The organism is Chryseobacterium sp. C39-AII1 (genome assembly GCF_039672645.1).
In the GTDB taxonomy this organism is placed as follows: Bacteria; Bacteroidota; Bacteroidia; order Flavobacteriales; family Weeksellaceae; genus Chryseobacterium.
Genome location: NZ_JBDFPQ010000004.1, coordinates 26570 through 42499, shown reverse-complemented (window position 1 = coordinate 42499; position 15930 = coordinate 26570). Strand labels below are relative to the sequence as shown.

The window sequence follows — 15930 nt, the reverse complement described above, 5'->3', positions numbered from 1 at the left end:
AACAATCTAACAATGTATCCATGTAACAATCAGTAACATGGTATTGATACACTGTTAGATTGATATATTGTTAAATTATTTAAGATTATTCAAAGCATTCTCCAATTTTGGCATCATTGAAGCAATTTCTTCAGTAGCCAAACCTCCCACAGAAGCTCTGAACCAAGGCTCAGATTTTTCTTCACCAAAAGCTGAGAATGGAACTAAAGCAACACCAGCTTCGTTGATTAAATAAAATACCAAATCAGAAGAATTTTCAATAACAGAACCATCCGGTTTTGTTTTTCCGATATAATCTAATTTAATGGTAAGGTAAAGAGCTCCCATTGGTTCAATACTGTCAACTGCAAGACCATTTCCTTTTAAATCCTGAATTCCACCGTGAAGAACTTTTAAGCTAGCTTCTAATTTATTTTTGAAATCTTCCACGAAAGCGTTTACTTCCTCCGGATTTTCGTAATATTTTGCAGTCGCTTCCTGCTCTGGTTTTGGTGCCCAAGCTCCAACGTGCGTCAAAAGAGCCTTCATTTTATCCAAAATATGAGAAGGACCGAATCCCCAGCCTACACGAACTCCTGTCGCAGCAAGGCATTTTGAGATACCGTCGATATAAATTGTATATTCTCTCATTTCTGGGAAAAGAGACACCGGATCTACGTGCTCTGCTCCAAAAGTAAGGTTAGAATAAATTTGGTCATACATTAAATACAATGGCTTTTCATCTTCACCTCTTTTTTTGTTTTCTTCTAAAATCAATTCACAGATTTCAGAAAGCTGTTCTTTTGTGAACATTGTTCCTGTCGGGTTCAATGGCGAACAAAGCGCTAGTAAAACCGCTCCAGACAAATGAGGTCTTAAATCATCCGCAGTTGGAAGGAAATTGTTTTCCGGTGTTGTTTTTACTTCAATTGCATCAGCCGAAGTAAGGTAAGCATAGTGATTGTTGTTCCAAGAAGGTGTTGGATAAACTACTTTATCACCTTCGTCAACGATTGTTTTATAAACCGCATAGATCAATGGTCTTGAACCAGCCGTGATCAAAATATCATTTGGAGAATAATCTAAATTCCATCTTGTTTTAAGGTCTTTAGAAACCTCTTTTCTTAAAGATAAAAGTCCGTTAGCAGGCGGATAATTAGTCAGATTATTCTGATAAGCCTTCTGAATTTCCTCCTTCAATTTTGCAGGAATCGGATAAATATTAGAATTTAAATCACCAATCGTAAGATTAGCAATTTCCGCTCCTTTTGCCTTTAAATCATTTACTTCGTTACCAATTTTTACAATTTCAGAACCAATCAGGTTCGCCGCTAATTTTGAAACTTTCACTTTATTTTTATTTAGAATTATATTTATTTTTAGGGTTTAGGAATTAGGTTTTAGGGCTTAGTTTCTGCGTACAAAATTCCCTAATTCCTTTTTCCTAAATCCTAAACCCTATTTTTTATGTTAGTTGTAAGTCGTTTTTAACTTGATTAATTTTCTCGTCCAAAGATTTTAATTTATCTCTGAAATCTGCCTCAGAAGTAATTGAATCTTTTACAGAAATATAGAATTTGATTTTTGGTTCTGTTCCGGAAGGTCTTACGCAAACTTTCGTTCCGTCCTGAGTGTAATAAATCAATACATTCGATTTTGGAATGTCGTTCATTACTAATTTTTCATTCTTAGAAACAACAAAATTGGTTTGTTCTTTGAAATCCTTCACTTCTTCAACCAATGAACCAGCCAATTCTTTTGGAGGATTTTCACGGAAATTCTTCATCATATTCTGAATCTCTTCGGCTCCGTCTCTACCTTTTCTCACCAAATTCACCAAACCTTCGTAATACATTCCGGTTTCCTGATAAATTTCGATCATATATTGATACATTGTTCTTCCGTTCGCTTTACACCAAGCCGCAATTTCACAAGCAAGGATGATACTTCCGCAAGAATCTTTATCACGAACGAAATCTCCCGTCATGAATCCGAAACTTTCTTCACCACCGCAAACGAATTTTTCCTGTCCTTCAAAATCACGGATCATTTTTCCGATCCATTTGAAACCTGTTAAGCCAACTTTACAGTCAACCCCGAATTTCTGAGCAATATCAAAGAAAATATCTGAAGTTACAATCGTAGAACCAATGAATTCTTTTCCAGTGATTCTCTCTTGCTTTCTCCATTCATTTAAAATATAATACGTAAGAATTGTATTCGTCTGATTTCCATTCAATAATTGAATTTCTCCATCTAAATTTCTTACAGCAATTCCTAATCTGTCACCATCCGGATCGGTTCCGATAACGATGTCTGCATTGGTAATTTTTGCCAAATCCATCGCCATTTCCAACGCTGCAGGCTCTTCCGGGTTCGGAGAATCAACGGTTGGGAAATTTCCGCTAGGAATCATTTGTTCTGTAACCAAATCGATTTTCTTGAAACCAGCTTTTTTAAGGGCTTGAGGAACTGTTGTATACGTTGTTCCGTGAATTGATGTGAAAACGATATTTAAATTTTCTTTTCCAACATTCTGATACGTAGAGTTTTCGATACAAGCATCGATATAAACTTCATCCTGCTCCTCTCCAATCCATTCGATTAAATCATCGTTTCCATCGAATTTGATATCTTCAAATTTTGTAGAATACACTTCATTAATGATCGCTTCATCATGTGGCGGAACAATTTGTGCTCCATCATTCCAATATACTTTGTAACCGTTGTATTCAGGCGGATTGTGAGAAGCTGTCAACACAATTCCTCCGTTACATTTTTTGTCACGAACCGTGAAAGATAATTCCGGAGTCGGTCTGTGATCCTTGAAAAGCAATACTTTAATTCCGTTTGCCGTCAAAACATCAGCCACCAATTTTCCGAATTCTCTTGAATTATTTCTAACGTCATAAGCAATCGCTACACTGATTTCTTCACCTTGAAATTGCTTTAACATATAATTCGCAAGTCCCTGTGTTGCTTGACCTAATGTATATTTATTTAAACGATTGGTTCCGACACCCATAATTCCTCTCATCCCTCCTGTTCCGAATTCAAGCTCTCTATAAAAAGAGTCTTCCAAATCGGGAGAATTTCCATCAATTAACAATTGAACCGCATCTCTTGTTTCCTTATCAAATGTGTCACTTAACCAAAGCTTCGCTTTTTCTAATGTTGTCATATGTGTCTATTTTGTTCTTTTATAGTTTTAATTTATTGTTATTGTATTTGTCATTTCGACGAAGAAGAAATCTATTTTAAAGAGATTCTTCCCTCCACTTTGTTTCGTTCAGAATGACAAAATATTTTTATGTATTAAGCTTAATCTGCAAATTGGGTAATTTTTCTTTCAATGAATTTATTTTCAATTGTAAATCATTTAATTCAAATATTGATTTTCCAAAAACTTCTTTGTCGATTTCAAAACTTATTGTTGTTGAATCTTCGAAAATTTCTATTTCTGAAATTTCTCTAAAAATTGTTTTTCCTTTTTCAAAAATAAAATGACCTCTTTGTTTATTCCAAATTGTTTTTAATTCACATTTTTCTGAAACTGCATTAATTATTGCCATTCCCACTCGACAGAATTCATCGCCAACTTTGAAATGTTTTTTTTCGTTGCTACAAGCTCCTATTTTTGTCATAATACATTCAGCTTTAGTTAAATCCCAAGATTTTTCTAAAGACATTCCTGCATTATATTTTATTTTTAATGAATTTTTGTCAACATAAACGAAAATTTCATCACAAATATTATCAAAATATTCGTCAATTGCATGACATAAAGATCCAAATACAAGAGAGTTTAAATTATTTTCAAGAAAACAATCTTCAAAATACATTTGGGGACGAAGCCTTACATGCTCCATTCCTTCTAACGTCTGAATGCTACTCGCTGTATATTTTTTCTCCTCCAATACTTAATCCAGTTTTTTATTCTCTACTCGTGTATCTTTATCAATTTTAAAAGCACGAATCGGGTCATTATAGTAAATAAATTTCGCTGTATTCTGAATATGTCCTTTTAATGAATCTTTTACATTTACTTCTGCGTAATTTCCATTTTTAGAATCGATATTCAGGTTTTCGATTTTCCAATAAGGAGAGATCAAACTTGCTGTATCAGAGATCTTTATCACGGCTTCTTTGGTTTGCCCTAAAAAGTTGGCTCTGCTTCGGTTCAGCATTTCAACTTCTGCCCTTCTTGTATTTACCGAACCCATAAATGTAGCGTTATTTTTTAAATTAAGCCTAAAATTATCGGTCTTAATTTCGCTCGAAATATTCATTTCTACAGAATCAGAAATCGCTACTTTCTCAAGATTATATTTTGAATAAATCGTTACATTATAAAAATCAACGCCTTTTGTTCCGCGTTTTTCTTTGATGGAAAGTGTTTTATCTTTTACGTCAACATCAAGATTATCGGCAATATTCGGATATGTTTCTATCTGAACAAAGTTTTTCGGACCTCTTGCATAAAAGACTCTGAATTTTCCGTTCAGATCAAGATTCACAAATTCGGAAACATCAACATCTTTCGTTTCGATATCTTTTCCTTCCGGAGAGATTTTTCCGCACGAAACCACTGCCACCAACATGAATGTGCAAAATATATTTTTCATATTTAAATTAAAATATTTCATATAAAATCAAACTTATGATCGTAATTTCTATTCCCATCAATCCATAAAAAACCAATACTCGCCATAATAAACTTGGTTTTGAGTATGAATTTTTAAAAGCATTCCAATAAGTAATTGCCGGGAAGAGAATAGAAAGACCGAATATAATTTTGTCGATGAAATCGAAAATCTTTGAAATCGGTTTCCACAAACCGACAAGACTAACAATATCATCCAACAAAAATAAGATTAAAATTCCTAAAAGACTCACTGTTCCGATGATAAAATGCTCTGCAATATTCAAATTTATTCTTTTAAATAAAAAATAAGCATTGATCGCGAGCATCGGAATGATAACAAATAAAATGGTTTTAGAATATCTGGAGAAAAAATCTTTCATCTCCACAACATCATCGGTAAGAATCTGCGCAGGTGAATATTTTTCATAGAAATGATAGGTAATTAGATTAAAACTAAAAAGAATCAGTAACAACGATATAAAATTGTTGTTACTGATTCTTTTTCCTGAAATATAATCCATTGCCGTTTTTCCGGGTCTGAATAAAATATTTTTTAAAGTTTTGAAAAATTTGGCTTCAACGTGCCAAATAGATCCTAGAATATCATTTTTGATTAATGAATGTGGAGTTATTCTTGCTGTGTCCGATTTCTGTCCGCAATGAGAGCAATACTCACCGGAAATTGAATGACCGCAGTTCAAACAACTTTTTGTATTCATAACTTAATCAACACATTCTACTCTTTTTTAACTTTCTTATAAAACCAGGTCATAGGATCGTTTTTTATCGCCGATAACAGCAGATAATTTTTATTAATATAAGAAATTTTTAGTGAAGTTGTATCTTTCAGTTCGGGATATTTCATTTTCAAAATCATTCCCTTTCTTCTATATTTTCCTTTAGAATCCATAGAATTAAAGGTAGAATCATCATTAAAAATTAAAATACCTTCTCCTTTTACAGAAGTATTTTTCTTAGATTTTAATGAATCTACTTTTGTAATGGTTACCCCCTGATATACCTCGATAAATTCCCACGAACCAATGATTTTTCTTGTTTTACATGAAGATAAAATTAATAATAAAAGAAAAATGACAGTGAAATTAAGTTTTTTCATTAAATCACTTCATCAATATTATAATTCTTATGTTCTCTATTTGTTCTGATGATCATTTCTCCTAAAAATCCTGCTATAAAAAGCAAAGTTCCCATAATCATCATCGTTAACGCAATATAAAACCACGGATTATTGGTAATTAAATGTCCGTAAATTCCTCTTGCAACATCAATTAATTTTGAAATTCCCAGCCAAAGCGCAGAAAGAAAACCTACGATAAACATTAAAGTTCCCACAGCTCCGAAAAAGTGCATTGGTCTTCCACCAAAACGACTTACAAACCAAAGGGTTACTAAATCCAGAAACCCTCTGATAAATCTCTCGGTTCCGAATTTTGAAGTTCCGTAAGGTCTTGCCTGATGCTGAACTTCTTTTTCCGTAATTCTCCTGAAACCCGCATTAGCAGCCAAAACAGGAATATATCGGTGCATATCTCCATATACATCAATGGATTTTACGACCTGTTTTTTATACGCTTTTAATCCGCAATTGAAATCGTTAAGCTCTACTCCAGACACTTTTCTTGCCGCCGCATTGAATAATTTTGAAGGAATATTTTTCGTCATGACATTATCAAAACGTTTCTTTTTCCAACCGGAAACAATGTCGTAATTTTCATTCACAACCATTGCATACAATTCCGGAATTTCTTCTGGAAAATCCTGTAAATCAGCATCCATTGTAATAATTACATCTCCGTTTGTTCTTTCAAAAGCCGCATGAAGCGCCTGAGATTTTCCGTAATTTTTTGAGAATTTAATTGCATGAATCTGAGGATGCTGAACCTTCAGATTTTCAATAATGCTCCACGATAAATCTGTGCTTCCGTCATCTACAAACCAGATTTCATAGGATAAACTGTTTGATTTACAAACATTATCAATCCTTGAAAAAAGCTCTTCCAAAGAGGCTTCTTCGTTCAATAACGGAATAACTATAGATAAATTCATTTAATTTTTAATAAAATTATTCTTGATTTGTTAATTCGGGATGAATGGTTTTCGTTCTGAAAAACGCTCCGAAAAACACCGACAAAACTACGTAAAATATAAGAATTGCGGCGAAATATCCTGAAAAATGACTTGCCGTAAGCATATCTTTTCCTTTAATAGCCTCAGGATTAAATCTCTGAAGACCTTCTTTATATTTCTGCTCCAGCTCATCAATATCTTTCTGATGTTTTAAAATTTTCTTTGCAGAAGTATATTCAGCGTCTAATTCAGCTTTTTGTCTTGTCACATATTGATAATTCAACAACTTTTTAGCATCTGTATCTACAAAATTTAAAAATAAATAAATACTGAAAACTGAAAGTATTCCCCCAATGAACATCGGAACGAAAGCTCTTTTAAAAGCTTCTCTAAAATTCATTTTATGGTTGTTCCAATACGATTTTACCGACCAAAATGCTCCAAGGGCATATAAAATCGGCAACACAAAAGCATTGGCTTTCAGTGAAATATCAAAATAATTGATACCTGAGAAAAAAGTGTACACTACAAAAAAGACAATCATTGTAGCGATAAAAAGTATAATTCCTAATGTTGATGGACTTTTCGTCATATTTAAATTTTAATAAAAAAAATGAAAAATTATTGGTCTAAATTTCAGCAATTTAGCTTTAATAAAGGATTTTTCGAGTAATTTTTCTATAATTTTATTTTGAAGTTTATAATTATTTCCTACCTTTGCAACGGCAAGTCCTAAACAACCAGCTCCTGAGAATCCTCCAGGGTGGGAACGCAGCAAAGGTAATCGGTCGTAGCGGTGTGATTTAGGTAGCTTGCCATTTTTTTTTGGTTTTAAGTGAAGTAAGGTAATTTGAAGATTATCTTTTTTTATGTCTAAACTTTCCAACATTTCTATTTTAATTTTCAAATTACCTTTCCAAATTTTATTAAAATTCGAACGTCTCGCCTAATTTTGGTAAAACAAGTTCTACATTTTTTTCTGCAAAATGCTTCAATGCACTTTCGTGGTTGATTTCAATTGCCGGGAAAGTATCAAAGTGACATCCGATTACTTTTGGAGTCTTCAATAATTCCGCAGACGCAAAAGCTGCCTTTCTAGGGCACATTGTATAATGGCTACCTATCGGAAGGATAGAAAGGTCTAAATGCCCGTATAAACTTGGAAACAGCTCCATATCGGCCATTACTCCCGTATCTCCAGCCATGTACAGGTTTTTACCTTCAGGAAGTCTGAAAATATATCCTACAGGAACGCCTCCGTAGCTTCCATCTGGGAATGAACTCGTGTGGTGAGCCGGAACCATTGAAATCTTAAGATCATCGATTTTTGCCGATCCTCCTAAGTTCACATCGTCTGTATTTTTCGCAGTTTTGAAATATCCGCAAATCTCAGGAACCGCAATAATAGTAGCTTCTGGGTGAAACTGTAATACTTCTTCTACATCTGCAATGTGATCTCCATGAGCGTGGGTCAACAAGATATAATCGATTTTCTGAGCAGAAATATCAAACCCCGACTCCGCCTTTTTGTAATTGTAAAAAGGATCACTTAAAATTGTTTTGTCTTTGTACGTGAACAAAAAACAGTTTTGTCCTAAATATTGTATTTTCATAATTTTATTTATTTAATTTTTATAGAGATGCTTCGACAAGCTCAGCATGACAGTGCTACAAATATTCTAAAGAATAAAGAATAGTATTAGAAATGTCATGCTGAGCTTGCCGAAGCTTTTTTAGTTTAAACGATTATTTAAATTTTAATTAAAAAAATTAAGTCCAATTGCTGTAAGCACCGCCATTACGAAAGTCATAATTCCGACCTGTTTCAAAAACGGATCTAAATCTTTGGGCTGCTTTACAGACATAATACTTCTTCTTAATTTTGCCAACGGAAACAAAAGAATCATCACGATAAAAACATAATAATTTTTTGTCTGAATGAAACCGTTCATCGCTAAAAAGATAAGAATTAAGATTAAAGGTAATTGCAAAAGGATCATTTCGTAGATCATTGCATTTTTAAATCCTATTCTTAAAGCAAAACTATTTTTGCCTGAAAGTTTATCGCTTTCGATATCTCTCATGTTGTTAAGGTTCAATACTGCCATACTCATCATTCCTATGGCTGTTCCGGGTAATAAAATATCCCAGCTGAAAGTTTTTGTAAATAAAAAATAACTTCCGCAAACAGAAACCAATCCGAAAAACACGAATACAAAAAGATCACCTAACCCCATGTAACCATACGGTTTCTTACCAACAGTATATCCAATAGCTGCTAAAATACTTGCGACTCCAATTCCTATAAAAATGTAAAATTCATTTACGTAATTTGGAATAAAAGCGACATATAAAAGCGCAATTGTGGCCACAAAAGACAAAACAGAAAAAAGAATCACCGCATTTTTCATTTGCTTTGCTGTAATTTTTCCAGATGCTACTGCTCTCGCTTCAGCTTCTGTTGCTCTTTTGGCATCCGTTCCTTTTATACCGTCTCCATAATCGTTCGCGTAGTTGGATAAAACCTGATACAACAACGTAACAACCAATGCCAATGCAAAGATCTTCCAGTCCCAGGTTCCCCCTTGTCCCCAAAGCCTCCATTTTGCAATGAATGCTCCCATTATAATTCCGCTCAGGGAAAGCGGTAATGTTCTAAGCCTTGCGGCTTGTATCCAATCTTTCATAGTTTATAAGTAATGAGTAATGGGTAATAAGTAATGCTCAAATTGCTCATTACTTATTATCAATTACTTATGTTATGATATCCACTGATCTTTTCCGAAATCCGGTTTTCTTTTTTCAAGGAAAGCGTTTCTTCCTTCTTTTGCTTCTTCCGTCATGTAAGCCAAACGTGTTGCTTCTCCTGCAAAAACCTGTTGGCCAACCATTCCGTCGTCTGTAAGGTTCATCGCAAATTTCAGCATTCTGATTGATGTCGGAGATTTTGCTAAAATTTCCTGAGCCCATTCGTAAGCTGTATCTTCTAATTCGTCATGAGGAATTACGGCATTTACCATTCCCATTTCGAAAGCTTCCTGAGCTGAATAATTTCTCCCTAAAAAGAAAATTTCACGAGCTTTTTTCTGTCCGACCATTTTAGCCAAATAAGCTGAACCGTAACCACCATCGAAACTTGTAACATCAGCATCGGTCTGCTTGAAAATTGCGTGCTCTTTACTTGCTAACGTTAAATCGCAAACTACGTGAAGAGAGTGACCTCCACCAACAGCCCATCCCGGAACAACAGCAATTACCGCTTTTGGCATGAAACGAATTAAACGCTGAACTTCTAAAATATTCAAACGGTGTCTTCCGTCTTCACCAACGTATCCCTGATGACCTCTTGCCTTTTGATCTCCACCACTGCAGAAAGCCCAACCTCCATCTTTCGGACTTGGCCCTTCTCCTGAAAGCAAAACAACCCCGATAGAAGGATCTTCTGAGGCATCATAAAAAGCATCGTATAGTTCTGAAGTTGTTTTTGGTCTGAAGGCGTTACGAATTTCCGGTCTGTTGAAAGCGATTCTCGCTACACCGTTACATTTTTTGTAAGTAATATCATCGTATTCTTTGACGGTTTTCCACTCGATCATCTTGTAAAAATTTTTCCCAAAGATACGGAATTAGAGAGAATTTTAACATTGATTTTTAATGATAATCGTTGTGAATTTTAAGATAAATATTGACGATTTTTAATGTTTAAATTATTTTAATGCAAAGTTTACAAAGCTTTTTGATTACATCAAACCTTTAATCTCACTTAGAGCTTGTTTCCATTTTATTAGTGTTGCATTGATTGATTTTGAAAAGGATTTTATCTAAAACTTATTTTTTTGACGCAAAGTTTTAATTTAAAAGCAAAATATATTGGAGTGAGCAAAGAAGAATCAACAAGTTGATTTGATGAAGTTGTATTTTCAAGCTTCACCAAGCAAATTCATTTGCCTTTACCTTCTAAAAATAAGCAGAGAGCCAAAACAATCTTTGCGTTTAAAAAAAGAGCATGACAATCTAAAATAAAAAACGTTCCTATTGAACAAAAAAAAACCGAAACAAAAATGTTCCGGTTTTATATTTAATTCTAAATAGTTAAAATTATTTAGCGGGCTGTTTTGCTTGAAGTTCAGCTTCTTTAGCTTTCATTTCAGTAGCTTTAGCCTGATTTTTAGTGATACTGTAAATATCTTTCAATGTTGATACTGCTTCTAAGCTTGTAGGCATTGCTTTATACCAACTTTCAGCAAAAGGTAAAGACTTTTCAAATCTTGCTTTTCTTGCATCGATCAATTTAGTCGCATCATCCGGCTTTGTTTTTCTTAACGCGTTGATTTCCTCAACTGCTTTAGAATCGTCACCAATTGTTGTGTATACTAAGTTTTGGTAAGCGTTTGCAAAATCTGACTTCAGTTCAGTTGCTTTTTTGAAAGACTCAATAGCAGCGTCTACACTTGCAGGATCTTTAGCCTGTAAAACTCCTAAATTGTACCAATTGGTAGCATCGTTAGGGTTTTTAGCCAACTGCTCTTTTAAGTTCTGCATGAATTTTTCTGTGTTACCAGAAGCGTACAATGCAGTTCCCTGAGCTTCTTTTAACTTAGCATTGTTTGGAAATTTAGCCAATCCTTTCTCGATAAGAGCTACTGCTTCATCATTCTTTTTAGCATTTAGCAATAAAGTAGATAAAGTTTCATACAAATCCGGCTCTACGCTTGGCGTTTGCTCAGTTTTGAAATCTGTATAGTCTTTAGAAGAGTTTTTCTTCAAAAGATCCCAAGTTTGCTTATCGTATGTCGCAACATTCCCAGCTTTGTCTTTCGCTGTATACGTTGTCTGAACCCCAGTATATCCTGAATTAATTAAATCCTGATAAATTTTGATAGCAGCATCGCTGTTGTTAGCTAATGCATAACTCAATCCAGCATAATACATATACGTTTTGTCATCCTGCCCGTTTGCTTTTAGCAAGTCATAAACTTCTACAAATTTAGGAGCCGATGCCGCGTAGTTTTTAGCATTATATGCATCCATAGCTGCTTTGTTAGCGCTCTGTAGTTTAGCATTCACATCCTCTTTTTGTCCGAAAGCAAAAGCTGATGCTACAATTGCCAAACTTAAAATTAGCTTTTTCATAATCACTATTTTATATTAATTGTACAATATTATTCTTCTGAATCAGAATTCTCAGTTTCCTCCGCAGGGTTTTCGTTTTCTGCCTGAGGTGTTTCTGCATTGTTTTCCTGGTTATCAAATAGCGTTCCTATAATTTCTCCATTTTCCTCCGCTCCTTCTTCTTCCTCATTCTCTTCTACATCTTTATCCATTTCTACTTTTGCAATGGCTGCAATTTCGTCATTCTTTTTAAGGTTAATCATTTTAACCCCTTGCGTATTTCTACCCATTACCCTCATCTCATCCATATTCATACGAATAGCAACTCCAGACTTGTTGATGATCATTAAACCATCTTCGTCTGTAACGTTTTGGATTGCAATAAGATTTCCTGTTTTTTCGGTAATGTTCAGGGTAATAACTCCTTTTCCACCTCTGTTGGTAATTCTGTAGTCTTCTACCGCAGTTCTCTTACCGTATCCTTTTTCAGATACCACAAGCACTGTTTCGTTCTCCACATCATTCACAACAATCATACCAATGGCTTCGTCATTATCTTCCATCGCAATACCACGAACCCCAATAGAACCTCTACCTACCTCTCTTACTTTTTCTTCAGGGAAACGGATACATTTACCATTTTTGGTAGCAATCATAATCTGAGAACTTCCGTTTGTTAGATAAGCACCTAACAATTGGTCATTATCTCTAATTTCAATAGCATTTACACCATTTACTCTCGGTCTTGAATATGCTTCAAGAGACGTTTTCTTAATCGTACCATTTTTTGTTACCATTACAACGCTCATTTGGTTTACATATTCGGCATCCTTCAAGTTATTGGTTCTGATATATGCTTTGATCTTATCGTCCGGTTCGATGTTAATTAAGTTCTGTACCGCTCTTCCTTTAGCCGTTTTAGACCCTTCAGGAATTTCAAATACTCTTAACCAATAACATCTACCTTTTTCTGTAAAGAACAACATATATTGGTGGTTGGTTGCCGAAACAATGTACTCCAAGAAATCGGAATCTCTTGTTGTCGCTGCTTTGTTTCCTACACCACCTCTACTTTGGATTTTATATTCCGAAAGCAACGTTCTCTTCACATATCCTGCGTGAGAAATCGTAAGAACTACAGATTCGTTCGGGATAATATCTTCAATAGACATTTCACCTCCTGAATAATCGATTTCTGTTCTTCTTTCGTCGCCGTATTTTTCTTTAATTTCAACTAGTTCATCCTTAATGATCTGGAATCTTCTTGGTTCATTCGCCAAAATATGTTCCAAATCAGCAATTTCTTTCATAATTGCATCATATTCATCACGGATCTTATCAAGCTCCATTCCCGTCAAACGAGCAAGACGTAGGTCTAGAATCGCCTGAGCCTGAATTTCAGAAAGTTCAAATTCTGTAATCAAACCTTCCTTCGCAGCCTGTGGATTTGAAGAGTGACGGATAATTGAAATCGCTTTATCTAAAGCATCCTGCGTTCCGATCACTTTCATGAAACCTTCTAAGATATGAGCTCTTTCCTTCGCTTTTCTAAGCTCGTACTGAGTTCTTCTTACAATTACTTCATGTCTGTGTTCAACAAAATGGTGGATGATATCTTTAAGGTTTAACTGCTCTGGTCTACCATGAACCAAGGCAATATTATTAACACTGAAAGATGTCTGAAGCGACGTATATTTATATAATAAGTTTAAAACAACGTTTGGAATCGCATCGTGTTTCAATTCATAAACAATACGAAGACCTCTTCTGTCGGACTCGTCTCTGATCTCGTAAATTCCAGGAATTTTTTCGTCTTTAACCAATTCTGCAGTTCTGGCGATCATCTCTGCTTTGTTCACTTGATAAGGAACTTCGTTTACGATAATTGCATTTCTGTTTCCGATTTCCTCAAAAGCAACTTTAGCTCTTAAAACAACTCTACCTCTACCCGTATGGAAAGCATCTCTCACCCCGTCATAACCATAGATAATACCTCCTGTAGGGAAATCCGGCGCTATGATGTGCTGCATTAATTCATCGATTGTAATTTCTTTATTATCAATATAGGCACAGATCGCGTTGATAGATTCCGTTAAATTATGAGGAGCCATGTTGGTTGCCATACCTACCGCGATACCGGAAGTTCCGTTTACCAAAAGGTTAGGAATTTTTGAAGGCAAAACTGTTGGTTCCTGTAAGCTGTCGTCGAAGTTATTCTGGAAATCTACCGTTTCTTTATCTAAGTCTGAAAGAACCTCATCAGAGATTTTTTTCAATCTAGCTTCGGTGTAACGCATTGCTGCAGGCGGGTCACCATCCATTGAACCAAAGTTACCCTGCCCGTCTACCTGAGGATAACGCAAGCTCCAGTCTTGTGCCATTCTCACCATTGCATCGTATACAGAAGAGTCTCCGTGTGGGTGATACTTACCTAAAACGTCTCCAACAATTCTCGCAGATTTTAAATATTTTCTGTTAGAAAAAACCCCTAATCCATACATACCATAAAGCACTCTTCTATGAACGGGTTTCAAGCCATCTCTTACGTCTGGTAGCGCTCTTGACACGATAACCGACATCGAATAATCGATATAAGATGACTTCATTTCATCAACAATGTTGATAGGAATTAGTCTTTCTCCTTCTTTTTGCATAAACAAATTTTATTATAATGATTTCCAAACCTTTAGCTGTGAGCTTGAAAATTATTTATTTTGTATTTTTATTAACGGGCTAATTTACGAAAAATTTGCCGATTTTTGCGGTAGAATTTATCCAAAAAATCTTAAAAATTCATAAAATATGAGCGTATTGAGTATAACTTTCCACTGCACGAAAAATAATCTTGAAGAATGGGAAAATTATATTGATGAAACATTGATTTTAATGACAGAAAATTTAATGGATGTCAATAAATATATTCTTTCGGAAGTTCACAGTGACTATATCGACGAAGGAAAAAACTATAATCTTCTTTTGATTTTTGATAATGATGACCTTCGAGAAGATTTCGTAAAAAGTGAACTGGAAAATATCGCCGAACGAGTGGAAAAACAATTTGGTCAGGAAGTGATGATCTTCAATACTTTTCTGAATCCGAAAAAATCGAGAATGTAATTAATTTTCGTTTTCTTTATAAAGCAAAAGCACTGAAAAATTTCAGTGCTTTTTTATTTTTTCTCAATTGAATCATCTGTGGTGTCCGCGTCCTCTATGATGTCCATGACCGTGCCCATGCCCTTTTTTCTCATAGATATACACTTTTCTTGCATGCCCAGGAGGTCTTCCTCTTCTTCCGTGGTGTTCATGAACAACGCATGAAGTCAGCATCAACATTACTGTCGTCACTCCGACAATTTTAATCAAACCTTTCATTATTTTTCTTTTTCAAATTTCGATATGAAAAATATCAAGGTTAATGCCAAAATGGGTTGGAGAGTTTTAAGTGTTTATGAGTATTTGATGTAAAGTGTTGCTTTTGAGATTTTTACTTATTAATTAAAAGATTTGTGGATTAAAAGATTTAGAAATTGTATCAATTATGTTTGTTAATCGGATTAGCATCCGATTCTGGTTTAATTCGTCCCTTCAGGACTCATTAACTATCAAAATTAATCAATCGCATCGCTTCTCTTTTCCAGCATCACCGCATCTTTCCACTCGCCATTGATCTTGGCTAATTTTTTTCTTACGCCTACTGTTCGGAAACCATTTTTCTGATGAAATTTTAATGCATTCACATTTTCGGGGAAGAGATTGGTCTGTAAAGTCCAGAATCCGTGATTTTCGCTATCCAAAATCAGCTTTTTAAGCAAAATCGAACCTAGACCTAACCCCTGATGATTATTGTCTAAATAAATGCTTACTTCTGCAACGCCTTTAAAACTCTCTCTTTTGCTAATTGGTTTTAAAGCACACCAGCCAATCACTTCATTGGTTTCATTCTCCAAAACCCAGCGGCAATCGTTATAAAAATCCATATTCCAGGCTTCGGCGCTGGGAATAGTCGTCTCAAAAGTGGCTATTCCGCTTTCCACACCTTGTCGGAAAATCTCCAAAACCTTCACCTCATCCCCGGGAAGCATTTCTCGCAGTTCGTAATTCAT

16 protein-coding genes and 1 other RNA gene are annotated in these 15930 nt (G+C 34.9%); 2 read left to right on the top strand and 15 right to left on the bottom strand.

Going from position 1 to position 15930, the window contains the following annotated elements; all coding sequences use genetic code 11:
* Window positions 1-75: 75 nt before the first annotated feature.
* The 8 genes from ABEG63_RS08215 to ABEG63_RS08180 all read right to left on the bottom strand — a co-directional run bounded on the left by ABEG63_RS08215 (window position 76) and on the right by ABEG63_RS08180 (window position 7304).
* Complete coding sequence (locus ABEG63_RS08215) at window positions 76-1329, bottom strand: aminotransferase class I/II-fold pyridoxal phosphate-dependent enzyme (protein ID WP_346584099.1); 1254 nt, start codon at window positions 1327-1329, stop codon at window positions 76-78.
* A 115-nt stretch (window positions 1330-1444) separates the two neighbouring features.
* On the bottom strand, window positions 1445-3160 hold the full coding sequence (locus ABEG63_RS08210; protein ID WP_267402962.1) for a phospho-sugar mutase: 1716 nt from the start codon (window positions 3158-3160) through the stop codon (window positions 1445-1447).
* Window positions 3161-3287: 127 nt separating this feature from the next.
* Complete coding sequence (locus ABEG63_RS08205; RefSeq protein WP_346584098.1) at window positions 3288-3821, bottom strand: hypothetical protein; 534 nt, start codon at window positions 3819-3821, stop codon at window positions 3288-3290.
* A 78-nt stretch (window positions 3822-3899) separates the two neighbouring features.
* Window positions 3900-4604: a DUF2807 domain-containing protein gene (locus tag ABEG63_RS08200; protein ID WP_346584097.1), complete on the bottom strand. Its 705-nt coding sequence runs from the start codon at window positions 4602-4604 to the stop codon at window positions 3900-3902.
* A gap of 7 nt (window positions 4605-4611) precedes the next feature.
* Complete coding sequence (locus tag ABEG63_RS08195) at window positions 4612-5343, bottom strand: DUF3667 domain-containing protein (protein ID WP_346584096.1); 732 nt, start codon at window positions 5341-5343, stop codon at window positions 4612-4614.
* A 17-nt stretch (window positions 5344-5360) separates the two neighbouring features.
* Window positions 5361-5741 carry a hypothetical protein gene (locus ABEG63_RS08190; protein ID WP_346584095.1) on the bottom strand — a complete coding sequence of 127 codons (381 nt, stop codon included), beginning with the start codon at window positions 5739-5741 and terminating at the stop codon, window positions 5361-5363.
* Window positions 5741-6691, bottom strand: a complete 951-nt coding sequence (locus tag ABEG63_RS08185; protein WP_267402957.1) for a glycosyltransferase family 2 protein — start codon at window positions 6689-6691, stop codon at window positions 5741-5743. The genes ABEG63_RS08190 and ABEG63_RS08185 overlap by 1 nt, the downstream gene beginning before the upstream one ends.
* A 16-nt stretch (window positions 6692-6707) precedes the next feature.
* On the bottom strand, window positions 6708-7304 hold the full coding sequence (locus ABEG63_RS08180; RefSeq protein ID WP_267402956.1) for a DUF4199 domain-containing protein: 597 nt from the start codon (window positions 7302-7304) through the stop codon (window positions 6708-6710).
* A gap of 131 nt (window positions 7305-7435) precedes the next feature.
* Between ABEG63_RS08180 and ffs the strand changes: the two genes are divergently transcribed.
* Window positions 7436-7533, top strand: an RNA gene (ffs, locus tag ABEG63_RS08175) — signal recognition particle sRNA small type.
* 105 nt (window positions 7534-7638) lie between these two features.
* Here ffs and ABEG63_RS08170 read toward each other — a convergent pair.
* From ABEG63_RS08170 to gyrA, 5 genes are all read right to left on the bottom strand, one after another.
* The gene (locus tag ABEG63_RS08170) at window positions 7639-8325 is read right to left on the bottom strand and encodes a metal-dependent hydrolase (protein WP_346584094.1); all 687 of its coding nucleotides are present in this window, start codon (window positions 8323-8325) and stop codon (window positions 7639-7641) included.
* 144 nt (window positions 8326-8469) lie between these two features.
* Window positions 8470-9399, bottom strand: a complete 930-nt coding sequence (menA, locus tag ABEG63_RS08165; RefSeq protein ID WP_346584093.1) for a 1,4-dihydroxy-2-naphthoate octaprenyltransferase — start codon at window positions 9397-9399, stop codon at window positions 8470-8472.
* A 72-nt stretch (window positions 9400-9471) separates the two neighbouring features.
* Window positions 9472-10308, bottom strand: coding sequence for a 1,4-dihydroxy-2-naphthoyl-CoA synthase (locus ABEG63_RS08160; RefSeq protein WP_039372493.1), 837 nt, complete (start codon window positions 10306-10308; stop codon window positions 9472-9474).
* A 502-nt stretch (window positions 10309-10810) separates the two neighbouring features.
* Window positions 10811-11845 carry a hypothetical protein gene (locus ABEG63_RS08155; RefSeq protein WP_346584092.1) on the bottom strand — a complete coding sequence of 345 codons (1035 nt, stop codon included), beginning with the start codon at window positions 11843-11845 and terminating at the stop codon, window positions 10811-10813.
* 29 nt (window positions 11846-11874) lie between these two features.
* Complete coding sequence (gene gyrA / locus ABEG63_RS08150) at window positions 11875-14478, bottom strand: DNA gyrase subunit A (protein WP_346584091.1); 2604 nt, start codon at window positions 14476-14478, stop codon at window positions 11875-11877.
* 148 nt (window positions 14479-14626) lie between these two features.
* Between gyrA and ABEG63_RS08145 the strand changes: the two genes are divergently transcribed.
* Window positions 14627-14941, top strand: coding sequence for a DUF4286 family protein (locus tag ABEG63_RS08145; protein WP_267402949.1), 315 nt, complete (start codon window positions 14627-14629; stop codon window positions 14939-14941).
* A 72-nt stretch (window positions 14942-15013) separates the two neighbouring features.
* Here the strand turns inward: ABEG63_RS08145 and ABEG63_RS08140 are convergent, their stop codons facing one another.
* Together ABEG63_RS08140 and ABEG63_RS08135 are read right to left on the bottom strand one after the other, a co-directional pair.
* A complete protein-coding gene (locus ABEG63_RS08140) occupies window positions 15014-15199 on the bottom strand; it encodes a hypothetical protein (RefSeq protein WP_346584090.1) in 186 nt (61 codons plus the stop codon).
* A 236-nt stretch (window positions 15200-15435) separates the two neighbouring features.
* On the bottom strand, window positions 15436-15930 hold the full coding sequence (locus ABEG63_RS08135; protein ID WP_346584089.1) for an N-acetyltransferase family protein: 495 nt from the start codon (window positions 15928-15930) through the stop codon (window positions 15436-15438).

What these genes read in the sequence shown, in the direction of transcription:
- ABEG63_RS08160 (WP_039372493.1), bottom strand. Translation starts at nt 10,308, where the DNA reads ATGATCGAGTGGAAAACCGTCAAAGAATACGATGATATTACTTACAAA.
- ABEG63_RS08180 (WP_267402956.1), bottom strand. Translation starts at nt 7,304, where the DNA reads ATGACGAAAAGTCCATCAACATTAGGAATTATACTTTTTATCGCTACA.
- ABEG63_RS08155 (WP_346584092.1), bottom strand. Translation starts at nt 11,845, where the DNA reads ATGAAAAAGCTAATTTTAAGTTTGGCAATTGTAGCATCAGCTTTTGCT.
- ABEG63_RS08145 (WP_267402949.1), top strand. Translation starts at nt 14,627, where the DNA reads ATGAGCGTATTGAGTATAACTTTCCACTGCACGAAAAATAATCTTGAA.
- ABEG63_RS08205 (WP_346584098.1), bottom strand. Translation starts at nt 3,821, where the DNA reads ATGTATTTTGAAGATTGTTTTCTTGAAAATAATTTAAACTCTCTTGTA.
- ABEG63_RS08190 (WP_346584095.1), bottom strand. Translation starts at nt 5,741, where the DNA reads ATGAAAAAACTTAATTTCACTGTCATTTTTCTTTTATTATTAATTTTA.
- ABEG63_RS08195 (WP_346584096.1), bottom strand. Translation starts at nt 5,343, where the DNA reads ATGAATACAAAAAGTTGTTTGAACTGCGGTCATTCAATTTCCGGTGAG.
- menA (WP_346584093.1), bottom strand. Translation starts at nt 9,399, where the DNA reads ATGAAAGATTGGATACAAGCCGCAAGGCTTAGAACATTACCGCTTTCC.
- ABEG63_RS08185 (WP_267402957.1), bottom strand. Translation starts at nt 6,691, where the DNA reads ATGAATTTATCTATAGTTATTCCGTTATTGAACGAAGAAGCCTCTTTG.
- gyrA (WP_346584091.1), bottom strand. Translation starts at nt 14,478, where the DNA reads ATGCAAAAAGAAGGAGAAAGACTAATTCCTATCAACATTGTTGATGAA.
- ABEG63_RS08135 (WP_346584089.1), bottom strand. Translation starts at nt 15,930, where the DNA reads ATGAATTACGAACTGCGAGAAATGCTTCCCGGGGATGAGGTGAAGGTT.
- ABEG63_RS08170 (WP_346584094.1), bottom strand. Translation starts at nt 8,325, where the DNA reads ATGAAAATACAATATTTAGGACAAAACTGTTTTTTGTTCACGTACAAA.
- ABEG63_RS08200 (WP_346584097.1), bottom strand. Translation starts at nt 4,604, where the DNA reads ATGAAAAATATATTTTGCACATTCATGTTGGTGGCAGTGGTTTCGTGC.
- ABEG63_RS08210 (WP_267402962.1), bottom strand. Translation starts at nt 3,160, where the DNA reads ATGACAACATTAGAAAAAGCGAAGCTTTGGTTAAGTGACACATTTGAT.
- ABEG63_RS08140 (WP_346584090.1), bottom strand. Translation starts at nt 15,199, where the DNA reads ATGAAAGGTTTGATTAAAATTGTCGGAGTGACGACAGTAATGTTGATG.